The following is a 23589-nucleotide window of genomic DNA, read 5'->3' on the forward strand; positions in this document are numbered from 1 at the left end:
TTCATGCTTCAGCCCAGTCCCGGTTTTTCCGTCACCACCCGCCCCGCCGCGATCGCGCGCTGGCTCCATGTCGTCGCCGCGCTGATCGTGGCGATGGTGGTGGTCGGCGGGATCACCCGGCTGACCGAATCGGGGCTGTCGATCACGCAGTGGAAGCCGATCAGCGGCATCATTCCGCCGCTGAACGACGCGCAATGGCAGGCGGAGTTCACCAATTACCAGCGGATCCCGGAATATCAGCAGCTGAACCGCGGCATGACGCTGGGCGGGTTCAAGGCGATCTTCTTCTGGGAATATGTCCACCGGCTGCTCGGCCGCGTGATCGGGCTGGCGTTCGCGCTGCCGTTGATCTGGTTCGCGGCGAAGCGGAGCATTCCGCGCGGCTATGGCTGGCGGCTGGTGGCGCTGCTCGCGCTGGGCGGGTTGCAGGGCGCGATCGGCTGGTGGATGGTCGCGTCGGGCCTGTCGGTGCGCACCGACGTCAGCCACATCCGGCTGGCGGTGCACCTGTCCACCGCCTTGTTCATCCTGGCCGGGATCGTGTGGACCGCGCGCGATCTGACCGCGTTGGCGGCGAACCCGCTGGCGCGACCCGCGCCGCTGCGCGCCGGGCCGGCGCTCGCGCTCGCCGCGCTGGCGGTGCAGATCGTGTTCGGCGCGTTCACCGCCGGGCTGGACGCGGGCTATGCCTTTTCCAGCTGGCCGCTGATGGGTGACGCGATCTTCCCCGCGGGCGTGCCGATGCTGACGCCGGCATGGAGTAACGCGATCGACAATCCCATCGTCGTGCAGTTCATTCACCGCTGGCTCGCCTTCGTCGCGGCCGGCGCGCTGGTGTGGCTGGCGCTGCGCGCGCGCGCAGTGCGGGCGGAGGGCGTGGCGGGGACGCTGATCGCGCTGGTCGCGGTGCAAATCCTGCTGGGCATCGCGACGTTGCTGAGCGGCGTGCAGATCGTCATCGCGGTCGCGCACCAGGCCAATGCGGCGCTGCTGCTGATCGCGGCGGTCACCGCCGCACATGCGGTCGGCCGCGCGAGGCGTTGATGCGGCTCGCCTTATGGCTGCTGCCTGCGGCCGTGCTGCTGACAATGCCCGCCTCGGCGCGCTTCGCCCCGCCGCTGGGACGCGATCTGGCGCTGGAGCGTGTCGAGGTGCGCGACGACGGCAGCGGGGTACGACGGCTGCGCGTGGTGCGGCGCGTGCGGTTCGATCGCGCCGGGCGCGGCTATGTGGCGACGATGATGGTCGACCCGACGCGCGTCGAGGACAGCAAGGGCGAGCAGGCGGGCTATGTCGCGCTGGTGCGCGCGCTGTCGACGCCGATCGCGGTGGAGCTGGATGCCGGCGGGCACCTGTTGCGCGTGCGTGATGCCGATGGTGCCTGGGCGAAACTGCGCGCGGTGATCGCGGGGCCGATGCCCGATGCGGCGCGCGGCGCGGCGTTGCGGCTGCACGATGCGACCGGCGGTGCGGAGCGCGACGCGGCGCTCGCCGGGCCGCTGTTGGCGGTGCTGGCGGGGGACGAGGCGGAGCGCGCACCCGGCGTGCGCGCGGTGACGCTGCCGGCGGCGGGGTCGGGGAACGGCTGGCTGTCCGGGACCGAGCGCACCGCGCGGCAGGGCGATCGCATCGTGCTGGAAACCGATGCCAGCGGCACGGTCGATACCGCACACGGTGCGGCGGAGGTGACGCTGTTCCGGCGTCGCGCGGTCGACCGGCGCACCGGGCTGGCGTCCGACACGGTCGAGAAGCGCACCTCCACCGCGGCGGCGGGCGGGGTGCTGCGCAACGAGGTGACCGTGACGCTCAAGCCTGCGGTATCATAATACCCGTCAGCAACGCCGCCGAAATCTTGACTTTGTACGCGCCGATCGGCATTGGCGGCGTCAGCGGCGCGCTCGTCCGGCGGGATGGCGCGTCTTTTCGTTTGAACGCGGATATAAGGTCACTGGCCCCATGAAGGCGCTGATGAAGACCACCAAGGCGGCCAAGCCGCACGAGGTGGAGAAGAAGTGGCACATCGTCGACGCGACCGACCTGGTGGTCGGGCGTGCGGCGGTGGTGATCGCCAACGTGCTGCGCGGCAAGCACAAGCCCAGCTTCACCCCGCACGTCGATTGCGGTGACAATGTCATCGTCATCAACGCGGACAAGGTGCGGTTCACCGGCAACAAGCTGGCCGACAAGATCTATTACAAGCACACCGGCTATGCCGGCGGCATCAAGGGCATTACCGCCGCCAAGGTGCTGGAAGGCCGCTTCCCCGAGCGCGTGCTGGAGAAGGCCGTGGAGCGCATGATCCCGCGCGGTCCGCTGGGCCGTCAGCAGATGCGCAACCTGCGCATCTTCGCCGGCGCGGAGCATCCGCACGAAGCGCAGAACCCCGAAGTCCTCGACATCGCGGCCATGAGCCGCAAGAACAAGGTGGGCGCATAATGTCCGACAACCGCCAGTCCCTCTCCGACCTGGGCGCGGCGCTCCAGCAGCAGCGCGAGACCGCGGTCGAGCAGGCCGACACCTCCGCCGACGCCTATCTGGCCGGTGAGGTCGAGGCGCCCGTGCAGCGCGCGCCGCTGCGCGCGCAGGAGCTCGACAAGTACGGCCGCGCCTATGCGACCGGCCGCCGCAAGGACGCCGTCGCGCGCGTCTGGCTGAAGCCGGGCTCAGGCAAGATCACGATCAACGGTCGCGATCAGGAAGTGTATTTCGCGCGTCCGACGCTGCGCCTCGTCATCAACCAGGTGTTCGGCATCACCGAGCGCGAGGGCCAGTATGACGTCGTCTGCACCGTCAAGGGCGGCGGCCTGTCGGGTCAGGCCGGCGCGGTGAAGCACGGCATCAGCCAGGCGATCACCAAGTACGAGCCGACGCTGCGCGCGCCGGTGAAGGCCGCGGGCTTCCTGACCCGCGACCCGCGCGTCGTGGAGCGCAAGAAGTACGGCCGCGCCAAGGCACGCCGTAGCTTCCAGTTCTCGAAGCGCTAAGTGCGGGTGGCCCGGGATCGTGCGAGCGATCCGGGCCATGCCACGGTCAATACGAAGGGGCGGTCCGGCGACGGGCCGCTCTTTTCGTATGTCGTGTCGTTACTCCTGCCTTTGCCGGGGTGGTGTACTTGTCTGAATGGGACAAGCACCGATCAAGTCCGGGGTGACGGAGGGCGACATGTGAACCGATTGGTGAGCTTTCGCGCCTAGTCCGCCAGCATGGCGACGGCTGCGATCATCGACGAGGGGGCGTGGGGGCCGGTTGCGGGGGCGTGGGATCGGCTGGCCGATGCGGCGGACACGGCCAATCCCTTCTATCGGCGCGATGTCGTGGCGGCGTGTCGCGATCTGCCGGAGGCGGCGACGCCGCGCTTGCTGGTGGTGCGCGACGGTGATGCGCTGATCGGTGTGATGCCGATCGCGACACGGCAGCGGGGCCGCGTGGCGCTGTGCGTCGAGAATTGGGACCATCGCGTGCGCGCGCTGGGCGAGCCGCTGGTGCGTGCGGGGCAGGAACGCGCGTTCTGGCAGGCGGCGCTGCCGGTGCTGGCGCGGCAGCCCGGCCGCTATCTGCGGCTGTCGGCGCTGGATGCGGACAGCGCGTCGACCCGCATTCTGGCCGACATGACCGCAACCTACGTCACGCGGCGCTACGAGCGGGCGGTCCTGCATCGCGGCTTGTCGGCGGCGGAACACGCGGCGCGGCACGTGCGCGGCAAGGTTTTGAAGGAACATCGCCGCCTGCGCGCGCGGCTGGGCGAGCGCGGCGCGCTCCAATTCGAGCGGCTGGCGCCGGATGCGCCGGTGGCGGCGTGGATCGACACGCTGTTCGCGCTCGAAACATCGGGCTGGAAGGGGCGCAAGGGCGTTGCCGCAGCCGCCGATCCCGCCACCGACCGTTGTTTTCGTGCGATCCTGACGCAGGCGCACGCGCGCGGCGCGCTGGATTTCCACCGTATGCGCGTGGGCGATGCGACCATCGCGATGCTCGCCAATCTGGAGAGCGGCGACGAGGGGTTCCAGCTGAAGATCGCCTATGACGAGGCATGGGCGAACTTCTCGCCGGGCGTGCTGATCGAGATGGCGTATCTGGACCATGCGCTCGATGTTCGCGGGCTGGCGCGGGTCGATAGCTGCGCGCGGGCGGGGCATCCGATGATCGACCGGCTGTGGCCGGCGCGGCGCAGGATCGTGTCGCTGGCGGTGCCGTTCGACGATGCGGCGTCGCGCTGGCTGTGTCGCGGGATGGACTGGTGGCGGCGGCGCCGCGCGGTGAGGGAGGAACAGGCATGACCGATCAGCGATGCTTCGCACCCGATGGACTGGACGCGTTCGCCGCCGCCTATCCGGGCGATGCGGCGCGGGTCGGGCACCGGCTGCACGACCATTCGCTGTTCGCGCTGGAGGCGCTGGCGGCGCTCGCCGAGCGGCTGCCCGAGAGCCATGTCGAGCACAGCTTCGGCAATCTGGCGGTGGATCAGGACCCGGCGGCGGTGCGCAGCGCGGCGACGCCGGTGGGGGAGATCGTGCGGACGATCGACGACAATGGCTGCTGGATGGTGTTGAAGAAGGTCGATGCCGACCCCGCCTATGCCGCGCTGATCGATGCGTGCCTCGCCGAACTGGCGCCGGTGACCGTGCCGCGGACCGGCCCGTACCGGCGGCGCGAGGCGTTCATCTTCCTGTCGTCGCCGCATTCGGTGACGCCGTTCCACATGGATCCGGAGCATAACATCCTGCTCCAGATCGCCGGCACGAAGACGATGCGCGTTTATCCCGCCGGCGACCTGTCGATCGTGCCGGCGGAGGTGCACGAGGCGTTCCACCGCGGCGGGCGGCACCGCAACATGAAGCACGACCCCGCCTTCGACGCGCTGGCGCAGGACCATGTGCTGACGCCGGGCGAGGCGGTGTACGTGCCGGTGAAGGCGCCGCACTGGGTGCAGAACGGGCCGACGCGGTCGGTGTCGTTCAGCATCACCTGGCGATCGGACGAAAGCGACGGCGAGGCGCGGCTGCACCGCGTCAACCAGCGGCTGCGGCGAATGGGATGGACGCCGGCGACCCCGGGGGCGAGTCCGGCCGCAGACGCGGCGAAGGTGGCGGCGCATCGCGCGGTAAAGGGCGCGACCGCGACGGCGCGGCGGCTGCTGGGAAGCGCGCGCTGGCGGACGGCGTATTGAGGTGCGACGTCAAGCCCCTCCTCTTTAGGGGAGGGGTCGGGGTGGGGCAGTCATGAGCCACAATCGGCAGTCTCGGTGAGACTTCCCCCACCCCAACCCCTCCCCTAAATGGGAGGGGCTTGAAAGAGCGCCAGCTGGCGTCGTGCGTTCTTTGCCAGGTCGAACTCCTCCTCGACATGCGCGCGGCCTCTGCGCGCCATCGCCAGCGCGGCGGCGGGATCGCGGTGGATCCGTCGCAGCGCCGCGGCGAGCGCCAGCGGGTCGCCGGGGGCGATCAGCAGGCCGGTGTCGCCGTCGCGGATCAGTTCGGGGATGCCGGAGATTGCGGTGGTGATCGCGGGGCGCTGATAGGCCAGCGCCTCGATCATCACATTGGGGATGCCTTCCTGCCGCCCGTCGGGGCCGATGACGCTGGGGGCGACGCAGACGCTGGCGCGGGCATAGGCGTCCGCCACCGTCTCGAACGGCTGCGCGCCATGGAAGCGGACGCGGTCGGACAGGCCGAGCGCGGTGGCGCGGGCCTGTAGCGTCTCCGCATCGGGGCCATGGCCGATTAGGTCGCAGGTCCAGTCGCCGAGGTCCGGATCGGCCAGCGCCAGCGCGTCGAGCAGATGCGAGACGCCCTTCTTTGGCTCCAGCGCGCCGACATAGAGGATGCGGAAGGGGTCGCGGGCCGGCGGCGTCGCGACGGGGGTGATCCGGGCGATGTCGACGCTGGAATGGATGACGTGGATCGTGCGATCGGCGAGCACGGGCACGGTGCGGCGCAGGAAATCGCGTCCGAACTCGCTGACGGTGCGCACCGCGGCGGCCTCGCCCAGCTTGCGGTCCAGCAATGCCTGCGTGCGGAAGATGTCGTGCGCGCGACAGCTGACCGAATAGGGCAGCCCGCCCGCGCGGCGACCCAGCCAGGCCGCGGTGGCGGGGTGGCCGGCGAATTCGGCATGGACATGGGTCGCGCCCCAGGCCTGCGCATCGGCGGCGATCGCCAGCGCCTTGGGAACGAGCGCGAGCGACTTGGCCGCGATCCGCGGGTGGCGGCGATAGGCCCATAGCATCTGCGCGATGCCGCCCAGCACCGCCGGGCGCAGTGCGCGCAGCATCGCGCGCGGCTGCCAGAAGCCGATTGCGCGGACGCGTTCCTTCAGCGGGGCGGCGAAACCGTGGAGCGGCTGGCCACGGCGATAGGGCGCGACATGGTACAGCCGCACCTCGACGCCCGCGGCCAGGAAGGCGGTGAGGTCGCGGTAGATGAAGGTTTCGGTCGACTTGGGAAATTCGGTGACGATGACGGCCAGCTTCACGCGACCTCTCCCTTGCGTGGGGCCAGCCGCCCGCATTGCATCGCGATCGCGGCGACCAGCCAAAGGTAGCGCATGTCCTTGTGCGGCATGAAGAAGCACGCGACCATCAGCCCGGCGAGCGCGACGCCGGTGGCGCGCGCGGTGCGGCGCAGGACGGGATCGGGGCTGGCGGCACCGCGCCGCGCCGACCACAGGGCATAGCCGAGCGTGGCGGCGAACAGGAGGAAGCCGACCACGCCCAGCTCGGTTGCGGCATCGAGATAGGTGTTGTGCAGCTCGCGCGGGAACGGCTCGCGTCCCGGCATCCAGCGATAGGCGTCGGTAACGTAATAGAGCGGGAAATTGCCCGGCCCCACGCCCCAAAGCGGCGATTGCTGGATCAGGTCCCAGCCGATGCGCAGATAGGTGATGCGGCGATAGAGCGTCTGGTCCTGCCCGAAATCCGCGATGGCGGTGAAGCGGTCGACCAGCGTCGGCGGCAGGAACGGAATGCCGGCGAGCATCGCGACGACGCCGCCGACGACCAGCAGCGGAAAGAAGCGGCGGTGGCGGAAGCCGAGCGCGATCAGCCCCGCGCCCACGGCAAACCCGATCAGCGCGCTGCGCGCCGACATGAAGACCAGCGCCAGCATCCCCAGTGTGGTGACGCCGGCGAGCAGGACGCGCCAGCGCCGCTCGCCGGAGAACAGCCAGGCGGTGGCGATCAGTACCGACACCAGCAGCATCTGCGCCGCGGTGGTGGGGTTTTCGTCCGACCCACCGGCGGAGCGCGCGACGCCCTCGAACCCCGCGGTCGTCGCCGCGACCGAGGTGGAGAGGATGCGGCCATGGGTGTGATGTTCGACCAGCACGATCGCGGCCGAGACGATACCCGCGCCGACGATCGCCCACAGCAAGGCGCGCAGCCGGGCGGGCGTGTCGGCGATGACGAACAGGCACAAGGCGGGCACCAGCGCCACCGCGAACTTGCCGAGATAGGTCGCCCCCTCGACGCGATGCAGCGAGAGCGTCCAGCAGAACACCGCCCAGCAATAGAGCGCGGCGATCAGGCGTGCGCCCATCGCGCGTGGCGCGGCGTCGTGGCGCGGGAGGAGCAGGAGCGCGACCGTGGCGGCGACGATCGCAGCCAGCGTCAGCTCGGTGGTGCCCAGCGGCAGATGCGCGGAAAGGCGGTTGCCCAGCGCGTCGAGCTGGGTGAGGACGGCATAGACCAGCAGCGGGACGAGCGCGAGCGCGCGGACCTGTGCCGCCGCCGTGCCGATGTCCGCGGGATGGCGGTCAGCCGTGGAAGCGAACGACATAAGCGGCGACGGGAAGGTCGTCCGGCAACGGCCCGTCGGCGGCGAGCAGCAGGTGTGCGTCGTGCGGCACGCGGGCCAGCGCATCGTGATCGGTCGCGCCGAGATAGACGAAGGCGCGCCCGGCGGTGGGCCAATCCGCGTCGGGGGCGCTCGCGTCGACGATGCGCAGCGCCGGTTCGCGATCGCGGACCATCGCATGTGCGACCTGCGCCAGCCATTGCGCCGCCTGCGGGTCGCCCAGGGCGCCGACCGCGATCGTGCCATAAGCGAGGATCGGGCCGAGCCACGGTTCGAGCAGTGTGGAGACCGCGACCAGTTCCGCGGCGGCATAGGTGGTGCCGTCGGCGGGGGCGGGCAACGCGTGCGGGAACAGGTGATGCACGGTGGCCGGTGCGCTCGCCAGCGCGGTGTTGCCGGCGACGATCGGGCGCCCCATCGTCAGCGGGGACGGTGCCGGTGCCTGCGGCGGGCGGATCGGATAGACCTCCGCGGAGGCGCGTGGTTCCGGCGCCGTTTCCTCCGCTATGCGCTCGTCGCGCGGCGCGGCGGGGCCGAGCAGCAGCAGCGCGCAGGCGGCGAGCGCGCAGCCGGCGATGAAGCCCAGCGCGCTGTTGAGGAAGATCTTCGGGCTGCTACGCGTCAGCGGCGGCACGGCGCGCTCGATCAGCTGGATGCGCGGGCCGTTGGCGAGGTTCTCGGTCTGGCTGAAGCTGACGCGTTCGGTCAGCGCGGTCACCTCTTGCTGGAGCGCGGCGGCCTGATCGTCGAGCGCCTTGATGCGATCCTCGTAGCTGCCCAGCCCCGCGATCTGGCGATCGAGCTGTCCGATGCGCGCCTGTCGGATCGCGACCGAGCGCTCCAGCCCGGTGGCGCGCGGCGCCTCCACCGCCAGCGTCTGTTCCAGTACCGCCTGCGCGGAGGAGAGCTTGCCGCCGGCCTGACGGCGTAGCGCCGCGACCTGACCCTTTGCCGAATCGAGCGTCGCGCGATCGGTGGTCAGCTGCGCCTGTTCGGTCAGGCGCGCCTCCAGCAGCGATTGTTTCTGGCGATCGACATCGACGACGCCGATCGCGGATTTCAGGTCGCGCGACTGGCGCAGCGCCGCGGCGAGCGCGGCACGCTTCGCATCGAGCCGCCGTTCGAGCGTGCCGGCGAGTTGCTGCCCGCTGGTGCGCGAATCGCGCATCGCATGCGCGATGATCGCATCGGACAGCGCGTTGGCGAACCAGGCGGCGGAGGCGGGATCGTCCCATTCCACCGACAGCTGGAGCAGATAGGTGCCCTCGACCGTCTCGATCGTGGTGCCCTTGATGAGCGCGGCGATCAGCTGATCGCGCAACGGGACGTCTGGCGCCTCGCCATAGTTCAGGATCGCCCAGAGGCGCGACGGGGAGAAGGGGTTCGGCTGCGAATGCGCGGCGATCCACGCGCGCTGGTCCATGTTGGCGGCGCGCGCCTGATCCGCGATCCAGCGATCGACCAGCGGCGCGACGACGGGGCGCGTGTGCGCGACCTCGCCATAGGTGCCCAGCAGCACGCCGCCGCCGTCGAAGGTGGAGCCGCGCACGAAGCGGGTGGCATAGCCCAGCTCCTCCGCAGTGGGCACGATGTTGAGCCGTGCCGCGGCCTCGAACTTCGGCTTGGTCGCGAGATAGAAGGTGCTGACGCCCCAGGCGGCGAGCGTGCAGGCGGCGACGATCGCCAGCAGCAGCCGCCAGCGCGACAGCACGATGCGCAGATAGGTGGCGCCGATCCCGGTCACGGCTGGATGAGCGTGATGGCGGAACCGACGTTCACGCCGTTGAAGCCGATGATCTGGCGGATCTGCCGCGCGCGATCGACATCGCGCGCGATCGCGGTGGGGGGAACGATCAGGATCGTATAGGGCGGCAGGAAGTCGAGCGGGGTCGCCGCACCGTGGAGCGTCGCCGACAGGTCCAGCATCCGCGCCTCCAGCCGATCGCCGATCGGGGTGAGGGCGACGACGCGCGACAGGTCGGCGTCGCGGTTGCCGCCGCCGGCGCGCGCGATCCCCTCGAACGGGGTGGTGCCGTCGCGATAGGGGAAGTTGCCGGGCTTCGCGACCTCGCCCAGCACGAAGATCTCCTGCGGGGGCGGGGGGCGATTGTATTCGAGCAGCGCGACGGAGACCTCCGGCCGGGCGAGCTTCGCGGCGTAGGCGGCGCGCAGCCGCGTCTGGAGCATCGCGGTGGTCAGGCCGCGGATCGGCATCGGATCGAGCAACGGCGGGCTGATCGCGCCCGACAGCGCGACACGCTGATCGGTGTTGAGCGCGGGCGTATAGGGAAAGGTAAGGCGGACGAGATCGCCGGCGTGGAAATCGCCGTCCTGATCGAGCCGCGCCTCCACCATCCGCGACGCCGCGCGCGCCAGATCGAGTGACGGCTGGGTCAGCGCGATCTCGGGTGCGGGCGCATAGCGGACCGGGCCGGCGCAGGCGGCGAGGCCCAGAAGAAGCGTGCAGGGCAGGAGGCGGCGCATGCGCCGGCTATCGCAGGCGCGCGTAACTTTACCCTTAACCTGCAATTTGCTGCGCGAGCGCGGCGAAGCGGGCGGTGGAGGCGGCGACGGTATAGCCCGCTGCGGTGTCGCGTGCGGCTTCGCGTATCCCATGCCGGCGCGGTGCGTCGGCGAGCAGCGCGGCGATCGCGCGCGCGAGTGCGGGGGCGTCGTCCGGATCGGTCAGGAAGCCGTTGATGCCGTCGCGCAGGAAGGTTTCCGGCCCGCCGGCGCGGGTGGCGAGGACGGGGATGCCGAGCGCCATCGCCTCGATCAGGACGTTGCCGAACCCTTCGCGGCGCGAGGCGGACACGAACAGGTCGGCAGCGGCGAGCGCGGGGGCGAGGTTCGCGGTATGGCCGGCGAGCGTGACGCGCCGTTCGAGGCGCTGCGCGGCGATGCGATGGGCGAGGTCGGCGCGGAGCGGACCGTCGCCGTGGATCGTCAGCGTCGCATCGGGCAGCAGCGCCATGGCGTCGACCAGCGTATCGAACCCCTTGGCGGGGACCAGCCGCCCGGCGGCGACGAGGCGGCGGCCGTGGGTCGGTGCGGGCAGCGGGGCGGGGGCGTGGTCGAGGACCGGGTTGGGGAGCACCGTCACCCGCGGGTGGCGGATCGCCTCTCCGATTGCCGCGGTAGGCACCGCGACCGCGGCCGCGCGGCGGGTGAACGCGGCGGTGGCGAGGCGGCGCGCGAGCGGCCACTTCGCCTCGCGCGCGAAGGCGTCGGGCGGCGTGTGCTCGGAGACGATGCGCGGCACTTTTGTGGGGGCGGCGAGCAGCGCGAGGTTCATCGCGCTGGTGGCGGCATAAGCGAGGTCGATGCGGTGCGCGGCGAGCGCGCGCGCGATGCGCAGCGGGCGGGTCAGCGCGCGGCGGCCGCCGATCGCGATCACCGGCACGTCGGGGGCGAGCAGCGGGAGGAAATCGCCCTCCACCCGGCCCAGCATCACCACCGGCGCGAAGGCGTCGCGGTCGAGCGCATTGGCCCAGTTGACCACCACCCGCTCCGCGCCGCCGGGGTGCAGGTGCGGCAGCAGGAAGGCGATACGGATCACGCGCGGCGGCGCTTGCGGCGGGCGAGCAACGCGGGGACGAGCGCGCGCAACTGCGCCACCTCGGGCACGCGCAACACCAGCGCGGCGGCGGCATAGCCGGCGACGACGAGCGCGCCGAGCGCGGCCAGCAGCGCCAGTTCCGCGATCGTGCCCTGGGGGGTGGGGACGAGCGCCAGCAGCGCGCCGCCCGCCATGGCCGCGACGCCGGCGCAGATCAGGCAGCGTGCCAGCTCGAACAATTGCCGCGCGAGGTGGAAATGGTGGAAGCGCCGTACCGCGACCGCCTCCGCCACCACGAAGGTGAGCGCGGTCGCGGCGGCGGCGGCCCAGGCGATCCCGCCCGCCCCCCACACGGGTGCGGCCAGCGCGACCATCGCGGCGCGCAGCGCGAGGCCCGATACCGCGATGACGGTCAGGTCGCGCAGGCACGGCCGGTGCGGATCGGCGTAGATCGCCGAGGTGATCGCGCTCATCGGCGCCAGGAACACCGCCGCGGCGGCATAGCCGGCGGTACACGCCGATGCGGCGGCGATGGCGGCGGCGTCGAACTTGCCATGGCCGAACAGCGCACCCACCATCAATGGCGCGCCCAGCATCATGCCGACCGAGACCGGCGCCTGCGCGAACAGGACCAGCCGCTGGAACCGCTCGATCCCCGCGGCGGCGGCCGCGCGATCGTCCTGCTGGACGGCGTGGATCAGTTCCGGCGCCAGCACCGTCGCGAGGCTCGACATGACCAGCCCGGGGATCAGCGACACCAGCCGCGCACCATATTCCAGCGCGGCGACCCCGCCGTCGGCGGTGGTCGAGGCGAAGGCGAAGTCGATCAACGACGAGATCTGGAAATAGCCGTTGAGGACGACCGCGGCGAGCAGCCCGCCGCCCGCCACCGGGACGGCGACCGGGGGCGGCGGCGCCTCCGCGCTGCACCGCGCGGGGCGGACGATCGACCAGGCGCTCGCGAGCAGGATCGCGAAGCCGGCGATCCCGCTCGCCAGCATCGTCCACGCCCCCGCGACAATCCCCAGCGGCGGGACCAGCACGGCGAGCACCAGCACCAGCAAGGCGCGCTGGAGCAGATTGGTGCCCTCGCTGAGGCCATAGCGGCGACGCGCCTGGAGCACCGCGGCCAGCAGCGAGGCGATGACCGCCAGCGGCAGCAGCGGCATCATGATCGCCATCATCCGCGCGGTCAGCGCGTGCTGCGCACCGCGGAAACCGGGGGCGAACAGATGGACGAGCACGCCGGGGATCAGGATGCCCGCCAGCATCACCACGCCGAACGCGACGAAGAACCACGTCAGCCGGCGCGGCAGGATGGCGAGGGTCAGCGGCGCGCCGCGATCGGCGGCGGCGATGACGGGGGGCAGGGCGACCTGTCCGACCAGCTTGCGGATCGTATCGGCGAAGCCGACCGTGGTGCGCCGCGCGAGGAAGAAGGCGTCGAGCTGGCCCGAGGCGCCGAAGCGGTTGGCGAGCAGCACCGAGACGAGGAACGACAGGATCGTATCGACCCCGCGGATCGCCGCGACCATCCCGGCGGAGCGCGCCAGCACACCCAGCGAGCTGCGCGTGCGCGGCGGTGCGGCAGCGTGCGCGGTCATGCCGCGATCAACCCCAGCGTGCCATCGTACTGCGCGACGCGGGTCCAGCGCCGGTGCAGCAGATAGATGTGGCGCACGCGGATGCCGCACTCGCGATAGCCGAAATGCTGCAACACGCGATAGGAGGCGCGGTTGGTGCGATCGACCACGCCGAACTGCCGCGTCACGCCGCGCGCGGCGAGCACCGCCAGGACGTGGCGCGCAAAGGCCAGCGTGGTGCCGCGCGTGCGCTCGACCGGGTCGACCAGCCAGCAATAATGATAGGCCTCGCCCGGTGCGACGCGATAATGTTCGCGCGCGGCGGGGTCGTGGTGATCCTCGAACGCGATCCAGGCGCAGCCGACCGCCACGCCGGCGCGCAGGACGAACAGGCCCAGCTTGCCCGTCGCGTGCATCGCGGAAAAATCGGCGCGGCGATGCGCGAGCCATGCGCACAATGGCGGGATGGCGTCGCCCGCTGCCAGCGTGAGGAAGGTCAGATCGCCCGACGCGCGCGGCGGGGCGTGGCGCGACCATTCGCGGCGGCATTCCAGCACCACGCTGTCGCTGCGACGATAGACATGGTCGCCGAACGCCTTGCGCAGGACCCCGCGCCAGCCGATCGCGGCGACGCGCCGGCGCCAGCGGGTCGCGCGCGCGTCAGCCACGGCGGCGCCAGGCGCGATACGCCTGTCGCGCGCCGAACAGCAGGTGGTGCGCGACGGGATCGAGCACCGCCATCTGCATCGGCGGCATGACGCGCCGGTGCGGTGCGAAGGCGGACTTGAACTGGACGCGCCCTGCCTCGCCCGCATCGCGCGGCTCGTCCAATGGCAGGCCGGCGAGATCGTAGCCGACGCAGCCCATCGCGCGGGCGCGGCGCATCCCCTCCCACAGCAACGGATAGCCGGGCGAGGCGCCGTCGCGGTCGGCGGTGGCGAGCGACAGCCAGATCGCCTCGTCCGCCTGTCGCACGAAGGCGTGCGCGCCGATCGCGACGCCGTCGCGCTCCGCCAGCAACAGCGCGCCGCCGCACGCGGCGACCAGCGCGGCCTGTCCTTCCGCGTCGGGCAGGCCGGCGGTGTCGTACTCGGGGCGGGTGGCGGCGAAGTCGTCGAGCACACGCTGATAGGTGAGCAGATCGTCGGCGCCGTCGATCGCGCGGACGGTGATCCCCGCCTTGTCCGCGCTGCGCAGCGCCCGGCGCGCGCGCTGGCGGAAGCCGGCGAGTATCTCCGCCTCCGGCTTGTCGAGCCACACGATCCCGGTCGCCTGGTGGAGCGACTGTTGCGCGAGCGGGACGAAGCCATGCCCGCGCATCGCCTCGGTCATCACCGGCAAGGCGCGACCGCGCACGCGCGGTGCGAGCTGCACGGTGCAACAACCGGCGTCGCGCAGCGCATCGAGCAGCGCCGACAGCGTCTCGGCGAAGCGTGCGGGGTCGTGGACGATCGGCCCGCGCTGGATCGTCGCCAGCCAGCGCCCGAAGCCCAGCCGCGTGGTACGGATCACCGCGGCGCCGACCGGGCCGCGCGCGTCATGATGGAAGAACCAGCGCCAGCCGCGGCGCGGCGAGCCTGGCGCGGCCGCGGCCCAGCCGCGCGTCTGCTGATAGGCGGCGAACGGCGCATCGCGCAGGAAGGCGTCGAACGCGGCGGCTTCGTCCGACGACGCGAGCGTCGTGAGCGTGCTGGTGGCGACGGCGCCGTCGAGGGGATGCGAGGAGAGATCCATTCACGAAATCTTGGGAAGCGCGCGCCTAGTCCGCCGATGGCCGGGAACCAGCTGGTAATCGGGGACGGATTGCAGAGTGGTTAAATGCTGACACTTGCGCCGGGCGCGCCTTTCCACCTCCAGCACGGCTGGTTCGACAGCTGGTCGGCCGCCTTCGGCGTGACCGAGCAGGTCGGCGGCGTGACGATGGTGCGCGAGCGTGTGGGCGTCGGCCCGCTGGCGCTGCCGCGGCTGCGCAGCGCGACCAATCCGCATAGCGTCCGCTTCGACATCGCGCCCGACGCGCCGTTGGATGACGACTTGCCGCGGCGATTGCTGGCGGCGGCGCGCGGCGGGGTGGTGCGGATCGACTATCTCGATGCGGAGGCGCGGCTGCTGGGGGCGGCGCGCGACTGGGTGACGACGCATCGGGTGTCGATCGGCGCACATGCGCTGTCGCCGGTGGCGGATTGCCGCAGCGGCTATCCGGCGTGGCTGGCGCGGCGCAGCAAGCGCATCCGCCAGCGGTTGCGGACCGGGGAGGCGATGCTGATCGGGCAGCGCGGGATGCGGTTCGAGGTGCGCCGCGACGTGGCGCCCGACCTGTTGCCGCGGCTGTTCGCGCTGGAGCGTGCCGGATGGAAGGGACGCGCGGGAACCGCGATCGCGGACGATCGCGCGACCGGCACCTTCTATACTCTGCTGGCGGCGCGCGCGGCGGCGGCGGGTGCGCTGCGGCTGGCGCTGCTATGGGAGGGCGAGCGGCTGGTGGCGTTCGAATATGGCGTGTTGGGCGGGCGGCGGCTGTTCCTGCTGAAGGTCGCCTATGACGAGGAACTGGCCGACTATTCGCCCGGCTATCTGACCGCGGCGCTGCATGTCGCGGCGTGCTGCGACGATCCCGCGATCGACTGGTATGACAAACTGGGCAACGGGATGACGCCGGCCCCTTACAAGCTGCGCTTCGCCGATGGCTGCGACACGCTGTATCGCGTGACGCTGTATCCGCGCGGGCCGCTGGGCGCGGCGTGGCAGACGGCGGATGCGGCGCGCGCGCGGGCGAAGGCGTGGCGCGACGCGCGCAGGGCCGCCGCATGACCCGGCGGCAGGAACGGCGCGCGCGGGTCGGACGCTGGGCGCTGTGCGTCGCGACGGGCGGCGCGGCGGCGGTGATGCTGGGCGGGTGGATCGGCGTGCTGCCGGTGCTGCTGGGGCTGGCGATCGGGCATCGTGCGATGATCGCGCCGCCGGGAGTGGCGGTGCTGACCTATCATTCGGTCAGTCCTGATGCGCGCTGGCTGCCATGGTCGCGCGAGATCACGGTGCATCCCGACACGCTGGCGACGCATCTGGCGGTGCTGGCGCGGATCGGGGCGACGGTGATCGGCACGCGCGACTGGGTGCGCCGTCGCGCCGCCGGGGAGGCGATGCCGCCGCGCGCGACGATCCTGCATTTCGACGACGGCTATCGCGACAATCACGTCCATGCCGCGCCGCTGCTGCGCGCGCGGGGGATGATCGCGACGGTGTTCGCCTCGCTGGACTTCGTCGACCCCGCGGGCGGGGTGCGGCGCGATGGCGTCGACCATGGCTATATGACGTGGGACGAACTCGCCGATCTGGAGGCGCAGGGCGTCGAGGTGGAGCCGCACGGCGTCGCGCATGCGCGCGTGCCGGTGTCCGACGCGGTCGAGGGGGTACTGACGGCGGATAACTGGCGGCGCCACGCCTGGCTGCAATGGGATGCGACGCCGGGGCCGAAGCACGATTGGTACGTGCGCGACCGGCCCGGCGCGGTGCCGCTGGGCACGGCGATCCCGCGATCCGGGCTGGCGCTGGCCGCGTGCGCGTGGCGTGAGGGGGTGCGGGAAACGCCGGACGTGCTGTCGCGGCGGATCGAGGAGGATCTGGCGGCGTGCCAGGCGGCATTCGCCGCGCGGCTGGGGCGCGTGCCGCAGCTGTTCTGCTGGCCGGAGAATGTCGTGGGGGCGGAGGGGCGCGCGATCGCGGCGCGGCTGGGCTATCGCGCGACGACCGCGGGGCGCGGGCGCAACACCGCCGACGAGCCGGCGGAGGTGATCTCCCGCATTCACGTCGGCGACCGTGCGATCGGGGTGCGATGGCAGCCGGCGGAGGCGCTGGCGCTATGGGCGCAGGTGCGGCTGATGCAAGGCAATCATTATTGGTATCTGGTGCTGGCGCCGATGAACGTGGCGCGCCGCATCGTCTTCGCGCTGCGCAAGGACGCGTTCGCATGACGCCGCCGCCGCCGGAACGCCGCCGCGACCTGCCGCGCCGCGTGCGGTTCGAGGCCGACATGCGCGGCGTGCCGCTGCCGCTGGAGGGGCGCGGGGGCGGCTATGCGCGGCGCGGGAAGCCGCTGCTCGACGGCGCACTGGCGCTGATCGCGTCGATCGTGCTGCTGCCGGTGTTCGTCGCGGTGGCGATCGCGATCAAGCTGGACGATGGCGGCCCGGTGATGTTCGTCCAGCCGCGCACGGGTTATCTCGGCCGACGGTTCCGGCTGTTCAAGTTCCGCACGATGGTGGTGGAGGCGGAGGCGCTGAAGGAGGCGCTGCGCATCCACAATATCCATGCCGCCGACTCGCCCGATTTCAAGCTGGCGGACGATCCGCGGATTACGCGTGTCGGCCGGTGGCTGCGCAAGAGCAGCGTCGATGAGCTGCCCAATTTGTGGAACGTGGTGCGGGGTGACATGGCGCTGGTGGGGCCGCGTCCGACCTCGTTCGACGCCAGCACCTATCGCATGGCGCACCTGCCGCGGCTCGCGGTGCGACCTGGGCTGACCGGATTGTGGCAGGTGTCGGGGCGCGCCAACGTCGACTTCGACGAGCGGACCGAGATGGATATGCGCTACATCCGGTCGCTGTCGGCGCGGCAGGACCTGGAACTGATCGTGCGCACGATCGGCGCGGTCACGAAGGGCGACGGGGCCTGCTGACGCGGATCGCGACGTCGTCGATCAGGACGCGCGCGGCGACGGGGTTGGAATTGGCGGTGATGCCGATCTGGACGCGGTCGACATGCGCGCGCGCGGTGATGCCGGTGGCGGCGAGGACCGGGCGCCCGTCCAGCGTCACGCGCGTCATGCCGTCGTCGCGGTCGAACACGGTGAGGTCCCAGGCGATGCGATACCAGCGATCGGCGGCGAGGACGGGGGCGTCGTCCTGCGTCCAGGCGTGCGCGATGCCCAGCTTCGACCGGTCGATGCGCAGCCGCCCGCGGCGCAGATACAGGCGGATGCCGGGATTGCCGCCCTCGCCACAGGTCGCGCATTCGAGGTCGACCAGTTGCAACGAGTCGCGCGGGAAGCCGGCGGGGATGCGCAGGTCGAACGCCACATGCAGGCGCCCGCCGCGCGCGACGGGGGCGATGCGCGCGACGACATCGGCCTTGGCGACGCGATCGCCTTGCTTCGGGCCGGCGTCGGCTTGCAGCGCATGGCCTCCGGCTACGGATACGGTCGCGACGCTGCCATCGACCTGCTGGGCGAGCGACCAGCGGGACAGTCCGTGCTCGAAATCGTCGGCGAGCGCGGCTTGCAGGGCGAGGAGTGCGATCATGTTTTTTGCGGGGTCCATTGCGCGTAGCGGCGACCCGCGACGAACAGGATCGTCCCCGCGGCGAGCCCGGCGAGGTGGAGCATGATGCCGTGGACGATGCGCAACGGCCCCGGCAGCCGTGCGCCGAGCGCGCCGGCAAGCGTCACCAGCGCCGCGGCGGTGAGCGCGGCGAAGACGCCCCACCACGCGCCGCCGAGCAGCGCCGACACCAGCCACAGCGGCAGCAGCGCGAGCGGCGCGAGACGGCGTGCGACCTTGTGCAGCACCAGCGCGACCGCATACCAGCCGGTGCGCGCGGGGTTCATCAACGCGCGGCGCCGCCACAATCCGGTCAGCCCGCGCACGGTGATGCGCACGCGGCGGCGCCATTGCTGGCGCGCGCCGGGGATGCTGTGCTCCCACACGCGCGCGGCGTCGGCATAGGCGATGCGGTGGCCGGCCGCGACCGCGGCGGTGCTGACGTAGAAATCGTCGGTCACATCCGCCACGACGACGGGCACCAGCGCGCGGCGGATCGCGTAGAGGCCGCCATCGGCGGAAACACAGCCGAACAGCCGGTCCTCCGCGGCGCGCAACGCGGATTCATAGCTGCGGAAGGCGCGGTCGGCGGCGGCGAAGCGAGCGCGACGGCGGATCGTCTCGACCCGGCCGGCAACCGCGCCGATCCCGGGGTCGGCGAAGGGCGCGAGCAGCGCGGGGAGCGTGTCGGCGTCGAACAGCGGATCGGCGTCGGTCATGACGATCACCTCACCCGTCGCCTGCGGGATGGCGCGGTTGAGCGCCGCCGCCTTGCCCCCGCGCGGGCAGGCGAGGACGCGCGCGCCGGCGGCCTCGGCGATGGCGATCGTGGCGTCGGTGGAGCCGTCGTCGGCGACCAGTATCTCGGCGGGGTGTGGCCAGCTTGCCAGCGCCTGCGTCACCGAGGCGAGCTTGGCGCCGATGTTCGCCGCCTCGTTATGCGCGCAGATCAGGATCGTGATCGAGGGCGGCGTCACGGTCGCGACAGCCTCGCGCCGCGGCGCGAGCGCGGCGGCGAGCATCACCACCAGCGGATAGGCGAGGAACGTCGCCGCCGGGATCAGGAGGAGAAACCACGCCAGCGTCTGCATGGCCGCGGGATGTAGCGCGGGCGGGGTTGACGGGGTGCTAATGGGCGTCTCCTTCAATCGTCACCCCGGGCTTGACCCGGGGTGACGATCCCTATGGAACTGAGATGGCATATGTCACTCGCATGGCACGTCCGTGACAGCCGCTGTCATCCGCCGGTCGCACGCGTGACACGAAAGCGCGACACATCCTGTCGGACCAGCAGACGGCAGGTGAGCGTTCTCATGACAGCGACGATGACCACGGCGGGTGTGGCGCAGGCCTATGACCGATGGGCACCGATCTACGACCTCGTCTTCGGCCCCGTGTTCCGCCAGGGGCGAGCCAGCGCGATCCGCGCCGCGGACCGGATCGGCGGACGCATCCTGGAGGTGGGGGTGGGGACCGGCATCTCGCTGCCCGGCTATGCCGCGACCAGCCGGGTGACGGGCGTCGATATCTCCGACGACATGCTCGACAAGGCGCGCGCGCGGGTGCGTCGCCATGGCCTGTCCAACGTCGAGGCGATCCGGGTGGGCGATGCCGAGGCGCTGGACTTCGCCGACGCCAGTTTCGACGTGGTGGTGGCGCAATATGTCGTCAGCGCGGTGGCCGATCCGGCGCGCGCGCTGGACGAGTTCGCGCGCGTGTGCCGGCCGGGTGGCGAGATCGTCATCACCACCCGCGTCGGCGCCGAACAGGGGCTGCGCGGGACGATCGAGAAGACGCTGATGCCGGTCACCAGCCGGCTGGGCTTTCGCACCGATTTCCCGTTTGCGCTCTATACCGACTGGATCGCGACGCGCGACGACGTGCAACTGATCGAAAAGCGCGAGATCCCGCCGCTGGGACATTTCTCGCTGGTGCGGATCGCGAAGCTGGGGGCGATGCAATGAGCGCGATCCGCAAGCTGCGCTTCGAGGATGAGCAGGGCAATCCCGGTTTTCGCGCGCAACTGGCCGAGCAGCGCTGGGACGACCATCGTTTCTATCATCACAGCCTGGTCAACCAGAGCCTGCATTTCGTCAGCGCCTGCACCTTCATGACCGCCTATCTGCTGCTGTTCGTCGATGTTGCGCTCGCCAGCCTGCTGGCGTGGGGCGTGGCGATGACCAGCCGGCAGGCGGGGCATTTCTTCTTCGAGCCCAAGGGCTACGACCATGAGAATGGCGTCAGCCATCAGCATAAGGAGGAGGTGAAGGTCGGCTATAACCTGATGCGCAAATATGTGCTGATGGGAACGTGGCTGGCGATCCCCGCAGTGCTGGCGGCGGAGCCGACGCTGTTCGGGATGCTGGAGGCACCGGCCGGGGTGACCGGGTGGCTGCGGCATGTCGGCTGGGGCTGGCTGATCCTGGGCGTGGGCGCGATCGGACTGCGCGTGCTGCAATTGTGGGGACAGCGCGATCTGGAGACGGGGATCGTGTGGGCGACGAAGATCGTGACCGATCCATTCAGCGACTTCCGGCTGTACCGGACGGCGCCGGCGCGGCTGCTGAAGGGCGAGCGGATGGATGATGGGGCGGTGGTGTGATCGACGCCATCACCCTCATCCTCACCCTTCCGGCGCTTCGCGCCTCCCTCCCTCTCCCGCCGGGAGAGGGAAGGGGCCCGCCCGGCGCAGCCGGGTGGGAAGGGTGAGGGCAAGCGTTATCGGAACCGCGCCCGCAGCGTCTCCCGCAACGCCTGCCGCCTCAGCGCCTTGTCGCTGACCGCGGGGCCGTCCCACCAGCCGTCGCGCTGCATCGCCGTCGCCGCCGCCACGAAGCGGTGCGCGATCTGATCGAACAGCGCGTCGTCGATATCCAGGCTGAAGATCAGCCGCCCGGTGCCGACCCAGCTGAGCGCCAGCCCCTCGGCACGGAGGTAATATTGCAGCATCCAATTGTAGCGCGACGGACGGGTGTAGAGCACCGTCCATACCGTCGAGAGGTTCGCGACCCGCACCGGCAGCGCCGCCTCCGCCAGCAGCGCGTTCAGCCGTTCCGCGCGCGCGGTCCAGCGATCGTCGAGGTCATCGTACAGCGCGCAAATCGCGGGTGTCTCCAGCCGGCGCAGGAAGGCATCGGTCGCGGCCATGACATAGGGGTGTGCGTTGAACGTGCCGCGCGCGAAGCAGATGTCGACCGGGCGTTCCTCGCGGAAGCGCTTCATCAGCGCGGCGCGCCCCGCCAGCACGCCGATCGGCAGCCCGCCACCCAGTGTCTTGCCCCAGACGATCATGTCGGCATCGACGCCGATCATCCGCGCCACGCTGCCTGGCGCGAGGCGGAAGCCCATGAAGACTTCGTCCATGATGAGGACGATGCCGGCGGTGCGACACACGTCCGCCAGCCGGCGGAGCCAGGCGGCATAGGCGCCCCAATCGCCGCCCGCGCGGCGCGCGCTGTCGACCAATTGGCCATCGGACGGCGCGCCGCTGTTCGGGTGGAGCGCCTGCAATGGATTGACCAGCACGCAGGCGATGTCCGTGCGCGTGGCCAGCACCGCGAGCGTCTTCTCCGACATATCGGCCAGCGTCAGCGTGTGGTCGGCGGGAACGGGGTTGCCGATGCCGGGCTGCACGTCGCCCCACCAGCCGTGATAGGCACCCGCGAACCGCACCAGCCGCCGGCGCCCGGTGTGATAGCGCGCGAGGCGCACCGCCTGCATCACCGCCTCCGTCCCGGACATGTGGAAGGAGATTTCGTCGAGGCCGGACAGCGCGCGCAGACGTTCGACGTTCGCCGCGACGACGGGATGGTAGCTGCCGAGCACGCCGCCCAGCGGCTCCGCCGTCTCCAGCGCTTCGCGCATCGTCGCCTTGTAGAAGTCGTTGCCGAACAGGTTGACGCCATAGGAGCCGGTGAGGTCGATCAGGCGATTGCCGTCGAGGTCGGTCAGCCAAGGACCGTCGGCGGATTGCAGGAAGGCGCCGACCGGCAATTTCTCGCGCATCACCGCGCTGAACGCGAAGGGGACGCGGTAGCGGCCGGTGAATTGCAGGTCGGAGAGGCCGGGGCGGGTCTGTGCGGTGAGCGCGACCGTCTTCGGGAAGCGTGCGGCGTACAGTTCGGACAGCGCGCGCAGCCCGTCGCGGCGGCGTTGCGCGACCGCAGCGTCGGCACCGTCGGCGGTGAAGAAGCGCGCTTCGGGATGGGTATAGCCCGCGATCTGCCCCGCGATACGCTTCGCCATGCGGACATGCCCGCCGAGCGAGGGGTGTTTCGCCGCCGACAGGCGCAGGCGGGTGCGCAGTCTGGTGGCGATAACGACCCCCGTAACGGCGAGGGCGGCGAGTTTTGTGCGGTTGACCATGCCCTCCCACAGCCCCTCACGATGACGCAGGTGTGACATGCGCGGTGCTTTCCTTCGCCTGCTGATGCGGGAAGACCTGAATTTCCTGCTGACCAACCGGCTGCCGCGGCGCTGGGCGACGCAGATGGTGGGGCGGATCGCGGCGAGCGAGCATCCGCTGGTGGCGCGCCCGGCGCTGGCGGCGTGGCGCTTCTTCAGCGATGTCGATCTGTCGGATGCGGAAACCACGCATTTCCGGTCGCTGCGCGAGGGTTTCGTGCGGCGGTTGACGCCGGGATCGCGGCGGTTTGCGGATGGCGCGGGGACGATCGCGTCGCCGTGCGATGCGATCGTGGGCGCGCACGGGCGGATCGCGGGCACCGCCGTGTGGCAGGTGAAGGGTTTCCCGTACCGGCTGGAGGAACTGGTGCCCGACGCGGCGCTCGCGGAGCGGTTTCGCGACGGTTCGTTCGTCACCTTGCGGCTGACCGCGGCGATGTATCACCGCTTCCATGCGCCCGCCGATCTGACGGTGGAGGGCGTGACCTATCTGTCGGGCGACTGCTGGAACGTGAACCCGATCGCGCTGAAGCGGGTGGAGCGGCTGTTCTGTCGCAACGAGCGCGCGGTGATCGAGGTGCGGCTGGCGGACGGCACGCCGATGCTGCTGGTGCCGGTCGCGGCGATTCTGGTGGCGAGCATCCGGCTGGCGTTCCTCGACACGCCCCGCAGCCTGCGTGAGCAGGGCAGCGTGCGCGTGGCGTGCGACGCGGTGGTGGCGCGGGGTGCGGAGATGGGATGGTTCGAGCATGGCTCGACGATCCTGATGTTCCTGCCCGCGGGCGTGCGGCTGGACGATCGCCTGTGCGAGGGACGCGCGATCCGCGCGGGCGAGGTGGTCGCGTCGCACGCGTGATCGTTTCCTCTCCCCGTTCGTGCTGAGGAGGGGCTGAGCTTGTCGAAGCTCCGTCTCGAAGCAGGCCCTTCGAGACGCCGTT

At 71.2% G+C, this 23589-nt stretch carries 23 protein-coding genes; 12 read left to right on the forward strand and 11 right to left on the reverse strand.

Annotated elements, in window-relative coordinates:
- Positions 1 to 3 precede the first annotated feature (3 nt).
- The 6 genes from PGN14_RS16190 to PGN14_RS16215 all read left to right on the forward strand — a co-directional run bounded on the left by PGN14_RS16190 (position 4) and on the right by PGN14_RS16215 (position 5167).
- Entirely contained in the window at positions 4 to 1044 is a 1041-nt protein-coding gene (locus PGN14_RS16190) for a COX15/CtaA family protein (RefSeq protein ID WP_335300614.1), read from the forward strand.
- On the forward strand, positions 1044 to 1826 hold the full coding sequence (locus PGN14_RS16195; protein ID WP_335300615.1) for a hypothetical protein: 783 nt from the start codon (positions 1044 to 1046) through the stop codon (positions 1824 to 1826). The genes PGN14_RS16190 and PGN14_RS16195 overlap by 1 nt, the downstream gene beginning before the upstream one ends.
- Positions 1827 to 1956: 130 nt before the next feature.
- Positions 1957 to 2436, forward strand: coding sequence for a 50S ribosomal protein L13 (gene rplM / locus PGN14_RS16200; protein ID WP_335300616.1), 480 nt, complete (start codon positions 1957 to 1959; stop codon positions 2434 to 2436).
- Positions 2436 to 2984 carry a 30S ribosomal protein S9 gene (gene rpsI, locus PGN14_RS16205; RefSeq protein WP_335300617.1) on the forward strand — a complete coding sequence of 183 codons (549 nt, stop codon included), beginning with the start codon at positions 2436 to 2438 and terminating at the stop codon, positions 2982 to 2984. Before rplM ends, rpsI begins: the two co-directional genes overlap by 1 nt.
- A 219-nt stretch (positions 2985 to 3203) precedes the next feature.
- Positions 3204 to 4277, forward strand: coding sequence for a GNAT family N-acetyltransferase (locus PGN14_RS16210; RefSeq protein ID WP_335300618.1), 1074 nt, complete (start codon positions 3204 to 3206; stop codon positions 4275 to 4277).
- The gene (locus tag PGN14_RS16215) at positions 4274 to 5167 is read left to right on the forward strand and encodes a cupin-like domain-containing protein (protein WP_335300619.1); all 894 of its coding nucleotides are present in this window, start codon (positions 4274 to 4276) and stop codon (positions 5165 to 5167) included. The genes PGN14_RS16210 and PGN14_RS16215 overlap by 4 nt, the downstream gene beginning before the upstream one ends.
- Positions 5168 to 5271: 104 nt before the next feature.
- On the opposite strand, the gene PGN14_RS16220 is transcribed toward PGN14_RS16215, so the two are convergent.
- From PGN14_RS16220 to PGN14_RS16255, 8 genes are read right to left on the reverse strand one after another with little or no spacing between them, the layout of a single operon-like run.
- Positions 5272 to 6471 carry a glycosyltransferase family 4 protein gene (locus PGN14_RS16220; protein ID WP_335300620.1) on the reverse strand — a complete coding sequence of 400 codons (1200 nt, stop codon included), beginning with the start codon at positions 6469 to 6471 and terminating at the stop codon, positions 5272 to 5274.
- Positions 6468 to 7772 carry an O-antigen ligase family protein gene (locus PGN14_RS16225; RefSeq protein ID WP_335300621.1) on the reverse strand — a complete coding sequence of 435 codons (1305 nt, stop codon included), beginning with the start codon at positions 7770 to 7772 and terminating at the stop codon, positions 6468 to 6470. The genes PGN14_RS16220 and PGN14_RS16225 overlap by 4 nt, the downstream gene beginning before the upstream one ends.
- Positions 7750 to 9534 (reverse strand): hypothetical protein, encoded by a 1785-nt coding sequence (locus PGN14_RS16230; RefSeq protein WP_335300622.1) that lies wholly within the window; start codon positions 9532 to 9534, stop codon positions 7750 to 7752. The genes PGN14_RS16225 and PGN14_RS16230 overlap by 23 nt, the downstream gene beginning before the upstream one ends.
- Entirely contained in the window at positions 9531 to 10274 is a 744-nt protein-coding gene (locus PGN14_RS16235) for a polysaccharide biosynthesis/export family protein (protein ID WP_335300623.1), read from the reverse strand. Before PGN14_RS16235 ends, PGN14_RS16230 begins: the two co-directional genes overlap by 4 nt.
- A gap of 34 nt (positions 10275 to 10308) precedes the next feature.
- Positions 10309 to 11349, reverse strand: coding sequence for a glycosyltransferase (locus tag PGN14_RS16240; protein WP_335300624.1), 1041 nt, complete (start codon positions 11347 to 11349; stop codon positions 10309 to 10311).
- Positions 11346 to 12953, reverse strand: a complete 1608-nt coding sequence (locus PGN14_RS16245; protein WP_335300625.1) for a lipid II flippase MurJ — start codon at positions 12951 to 12953, stop codon at positions 11346 to 11348. The genes PGN14_RS16240 and PGN14_RS16245 overlap by 4 nt, the downstream gene beginning before the upstream one ends.
- Complete coding sequence (locus PGN14_RS16250; RefSeq protein ID WP_335300626.1) at positions 12950 to 13600, reverse strand: GNAT family N-acetyltransferase; 651 nt, start codon at positions 13598 to 13600, stop codon at positions 12950 to 12952. Before PGN14_RS16250 ends, PGN14_RS16245 begins: the two co-directional genes overlap by 4 nt.
- Entirely contained in the window at positions 13593 to 14666 is a 1074-nt protein-coding gene (locus PGN14_RS16255) for a lipid II:glycine glycyltransferase FemX (RefSeq protein ID WP_335300627.1), read from the reverse strand. The genes PGN14_RS16250 and PGN14_RS16255 overlap by 8 nt, the downstream gene beginning before the upstream one ends.
- A gap of 84 nt (positions 14667 to 14750) precedes the next feature.
- Here PGN14_RS16255 and PGN14_RS16260 point away from each other — a divergent pair, with 84 nt between their 5' ends.
- The 3 genes from PGN14_RS16260 to PGN14_RS16270 are packed head-to-tail and all read left to right on the forward strand — an operon-like array spanning position 14751 to position 17607.
- The gene (locus tag PGN14_RS16260; RefSeq protein WP_335300628.1) at positions 14751 to 15743 is read left to right on the forward strand and encodes a GNAT family N-acetyltransferase; all 993 of its coding nucleotides are present in this window, start codon (positions 14751 to 14753) and stop codon (positions 15741 to 15743) included.
- Positions 15740 to 16903: a polysaccharide deacetylase family protein gene (locus PGN14_RS16265; protein ID WP_335300629.1), complete on the forward strand. Its 1164-nt coding sequence runs from the start codon at positions 15740 to 15742 to the stop codon at positions 16901 to 16903. Before PGN14_RS16260 ends, PGN14_RS16265 begins: the two co-directional genes overlap by 4 nt.
- Complete coding sequence (locus PGN14_RS16270) at positions 16900 to 17607, forward strand: sugar transferase (RefSeq protein ID WP_335300630.1); 708 nt, start codon at positions 16900 to 16902, stop codon at positions 17605 to 17607. The genes PGN14_RS16265 and PGN14_RS16270 overlap by 4 nt, the downstream gene beginning before the upstream one ends.
- Here PGN14_RS16270 and PGN14_RS16275 read toward each other — a convergent pair.
- Positions 17582 to 18229 carry a hypothetical protein gene (locus tag PGN14_RS16275; RefSeq protein WP_335300631.1) on the reverse strand — a complete coding sequence of 216 codons (648 nt, stop codon included), beginning with the start codon at positions 18227 to 18229 and terminating at the stop codon, positions 17582 to 17584. The genes PGN14_RS16270 and PGN14_RS16275 overlap by 26 nt on opposite strands.
- Positions 18226 to 19338, reverse strand: coding sequence for a glycosyltransferase (locus tag PGN14_RS16280; protein WP_335300632.1), 1113 nt, complete (start codon positions 19336 to 19338; stop codon positions 18226 to 18228). The genes PGN14_RS16275 and PGN14_RS16280 overlap by 4 nt, the downstream gene beginning before the upstream one ends.
- Positions 19339 to 19572: 234 nt before the next feature.
- Between PGN14_RS16280 and PGN14_RS16285 the strand changes: the two genes are divergently transcribed.
- Together PGN14_RS16285 and PGN14_RS16290 are read left to right on the forward strand one after the other, a co-directional pair.
- Positions 19573 to 20211 carry a class I SAM-dependent methyltransferase gene (locus PGN14_RS16285; RefSeq protein WP_335300633.1) on the forward strand — a complete coding sequence of 213 codons (639 nt, stop codon included), beginning with the start codon at positions 19573 to 19575 and terminating at the stop codon, positions 20209 to 20211.
- The gene (locus PGN14_RS16290; protein WP_335300634.1) at positions 20208 to 20849 is read left to right on the forward strand and encodes a hypothetical protein; all 642 of its coding nucleotides are present in this window, start codon (positions 20208 to 20210) and stop codon (positions 20847 to 20849) included. Before PGN14_RS16285 ends, PGN14_RS16290 begins: the two co-directional genes overlap by 4 nt.
- Positions 20850 to 20965: 116 nt before the next feature.
- On the opposite strand, the gene PGN14_RS16295 is transcribed toward PGN14_RS16290, so the two are convergent.
- The gene (locus PGN14_RS16295) at positions 20966 to 22651 is read right to left on the reverse strand and encodes an aminotransferase class III-fold pyridoxal phosphate-dependent enzyme (protein ID WP_335300635.1); all 1686 of its coding nucleotides are present in this window, start codon (positions 22649 to 22651) and stop codon (positions 20966 to 20968) included.
- Between the two features lie 25 nt (positions 22652 to 22676).
- On the opposite strand from PGN14_RS16295, the gene asd reads away from it, so the two are divergent.
- Positions 22677 to 23507, forward strand: a complete 831-nt coding sequence (asd, locus tag PGN14_RS16300) for an archaetidylserine decarboxylase (RefSeq protein ID WP_335300636.1) — start codon at positions 22677 to 22679, stop codon at positions 23505 to 23507.
- The last annotated feature ends 82 nt before the right edge of the window (positions 23508 to 23589 follow it).

The organism is Sphingomonas adhaesiva (assembly GCF_036946305.1).
GTDB classification, from domain to species: Bacteria; Pseudomonadota; Alphaproteobacteria; order Sphingomonadales; family Sphingomonadaceae; genus Sphingomonas; species Sphingomonas adhaesiva_B.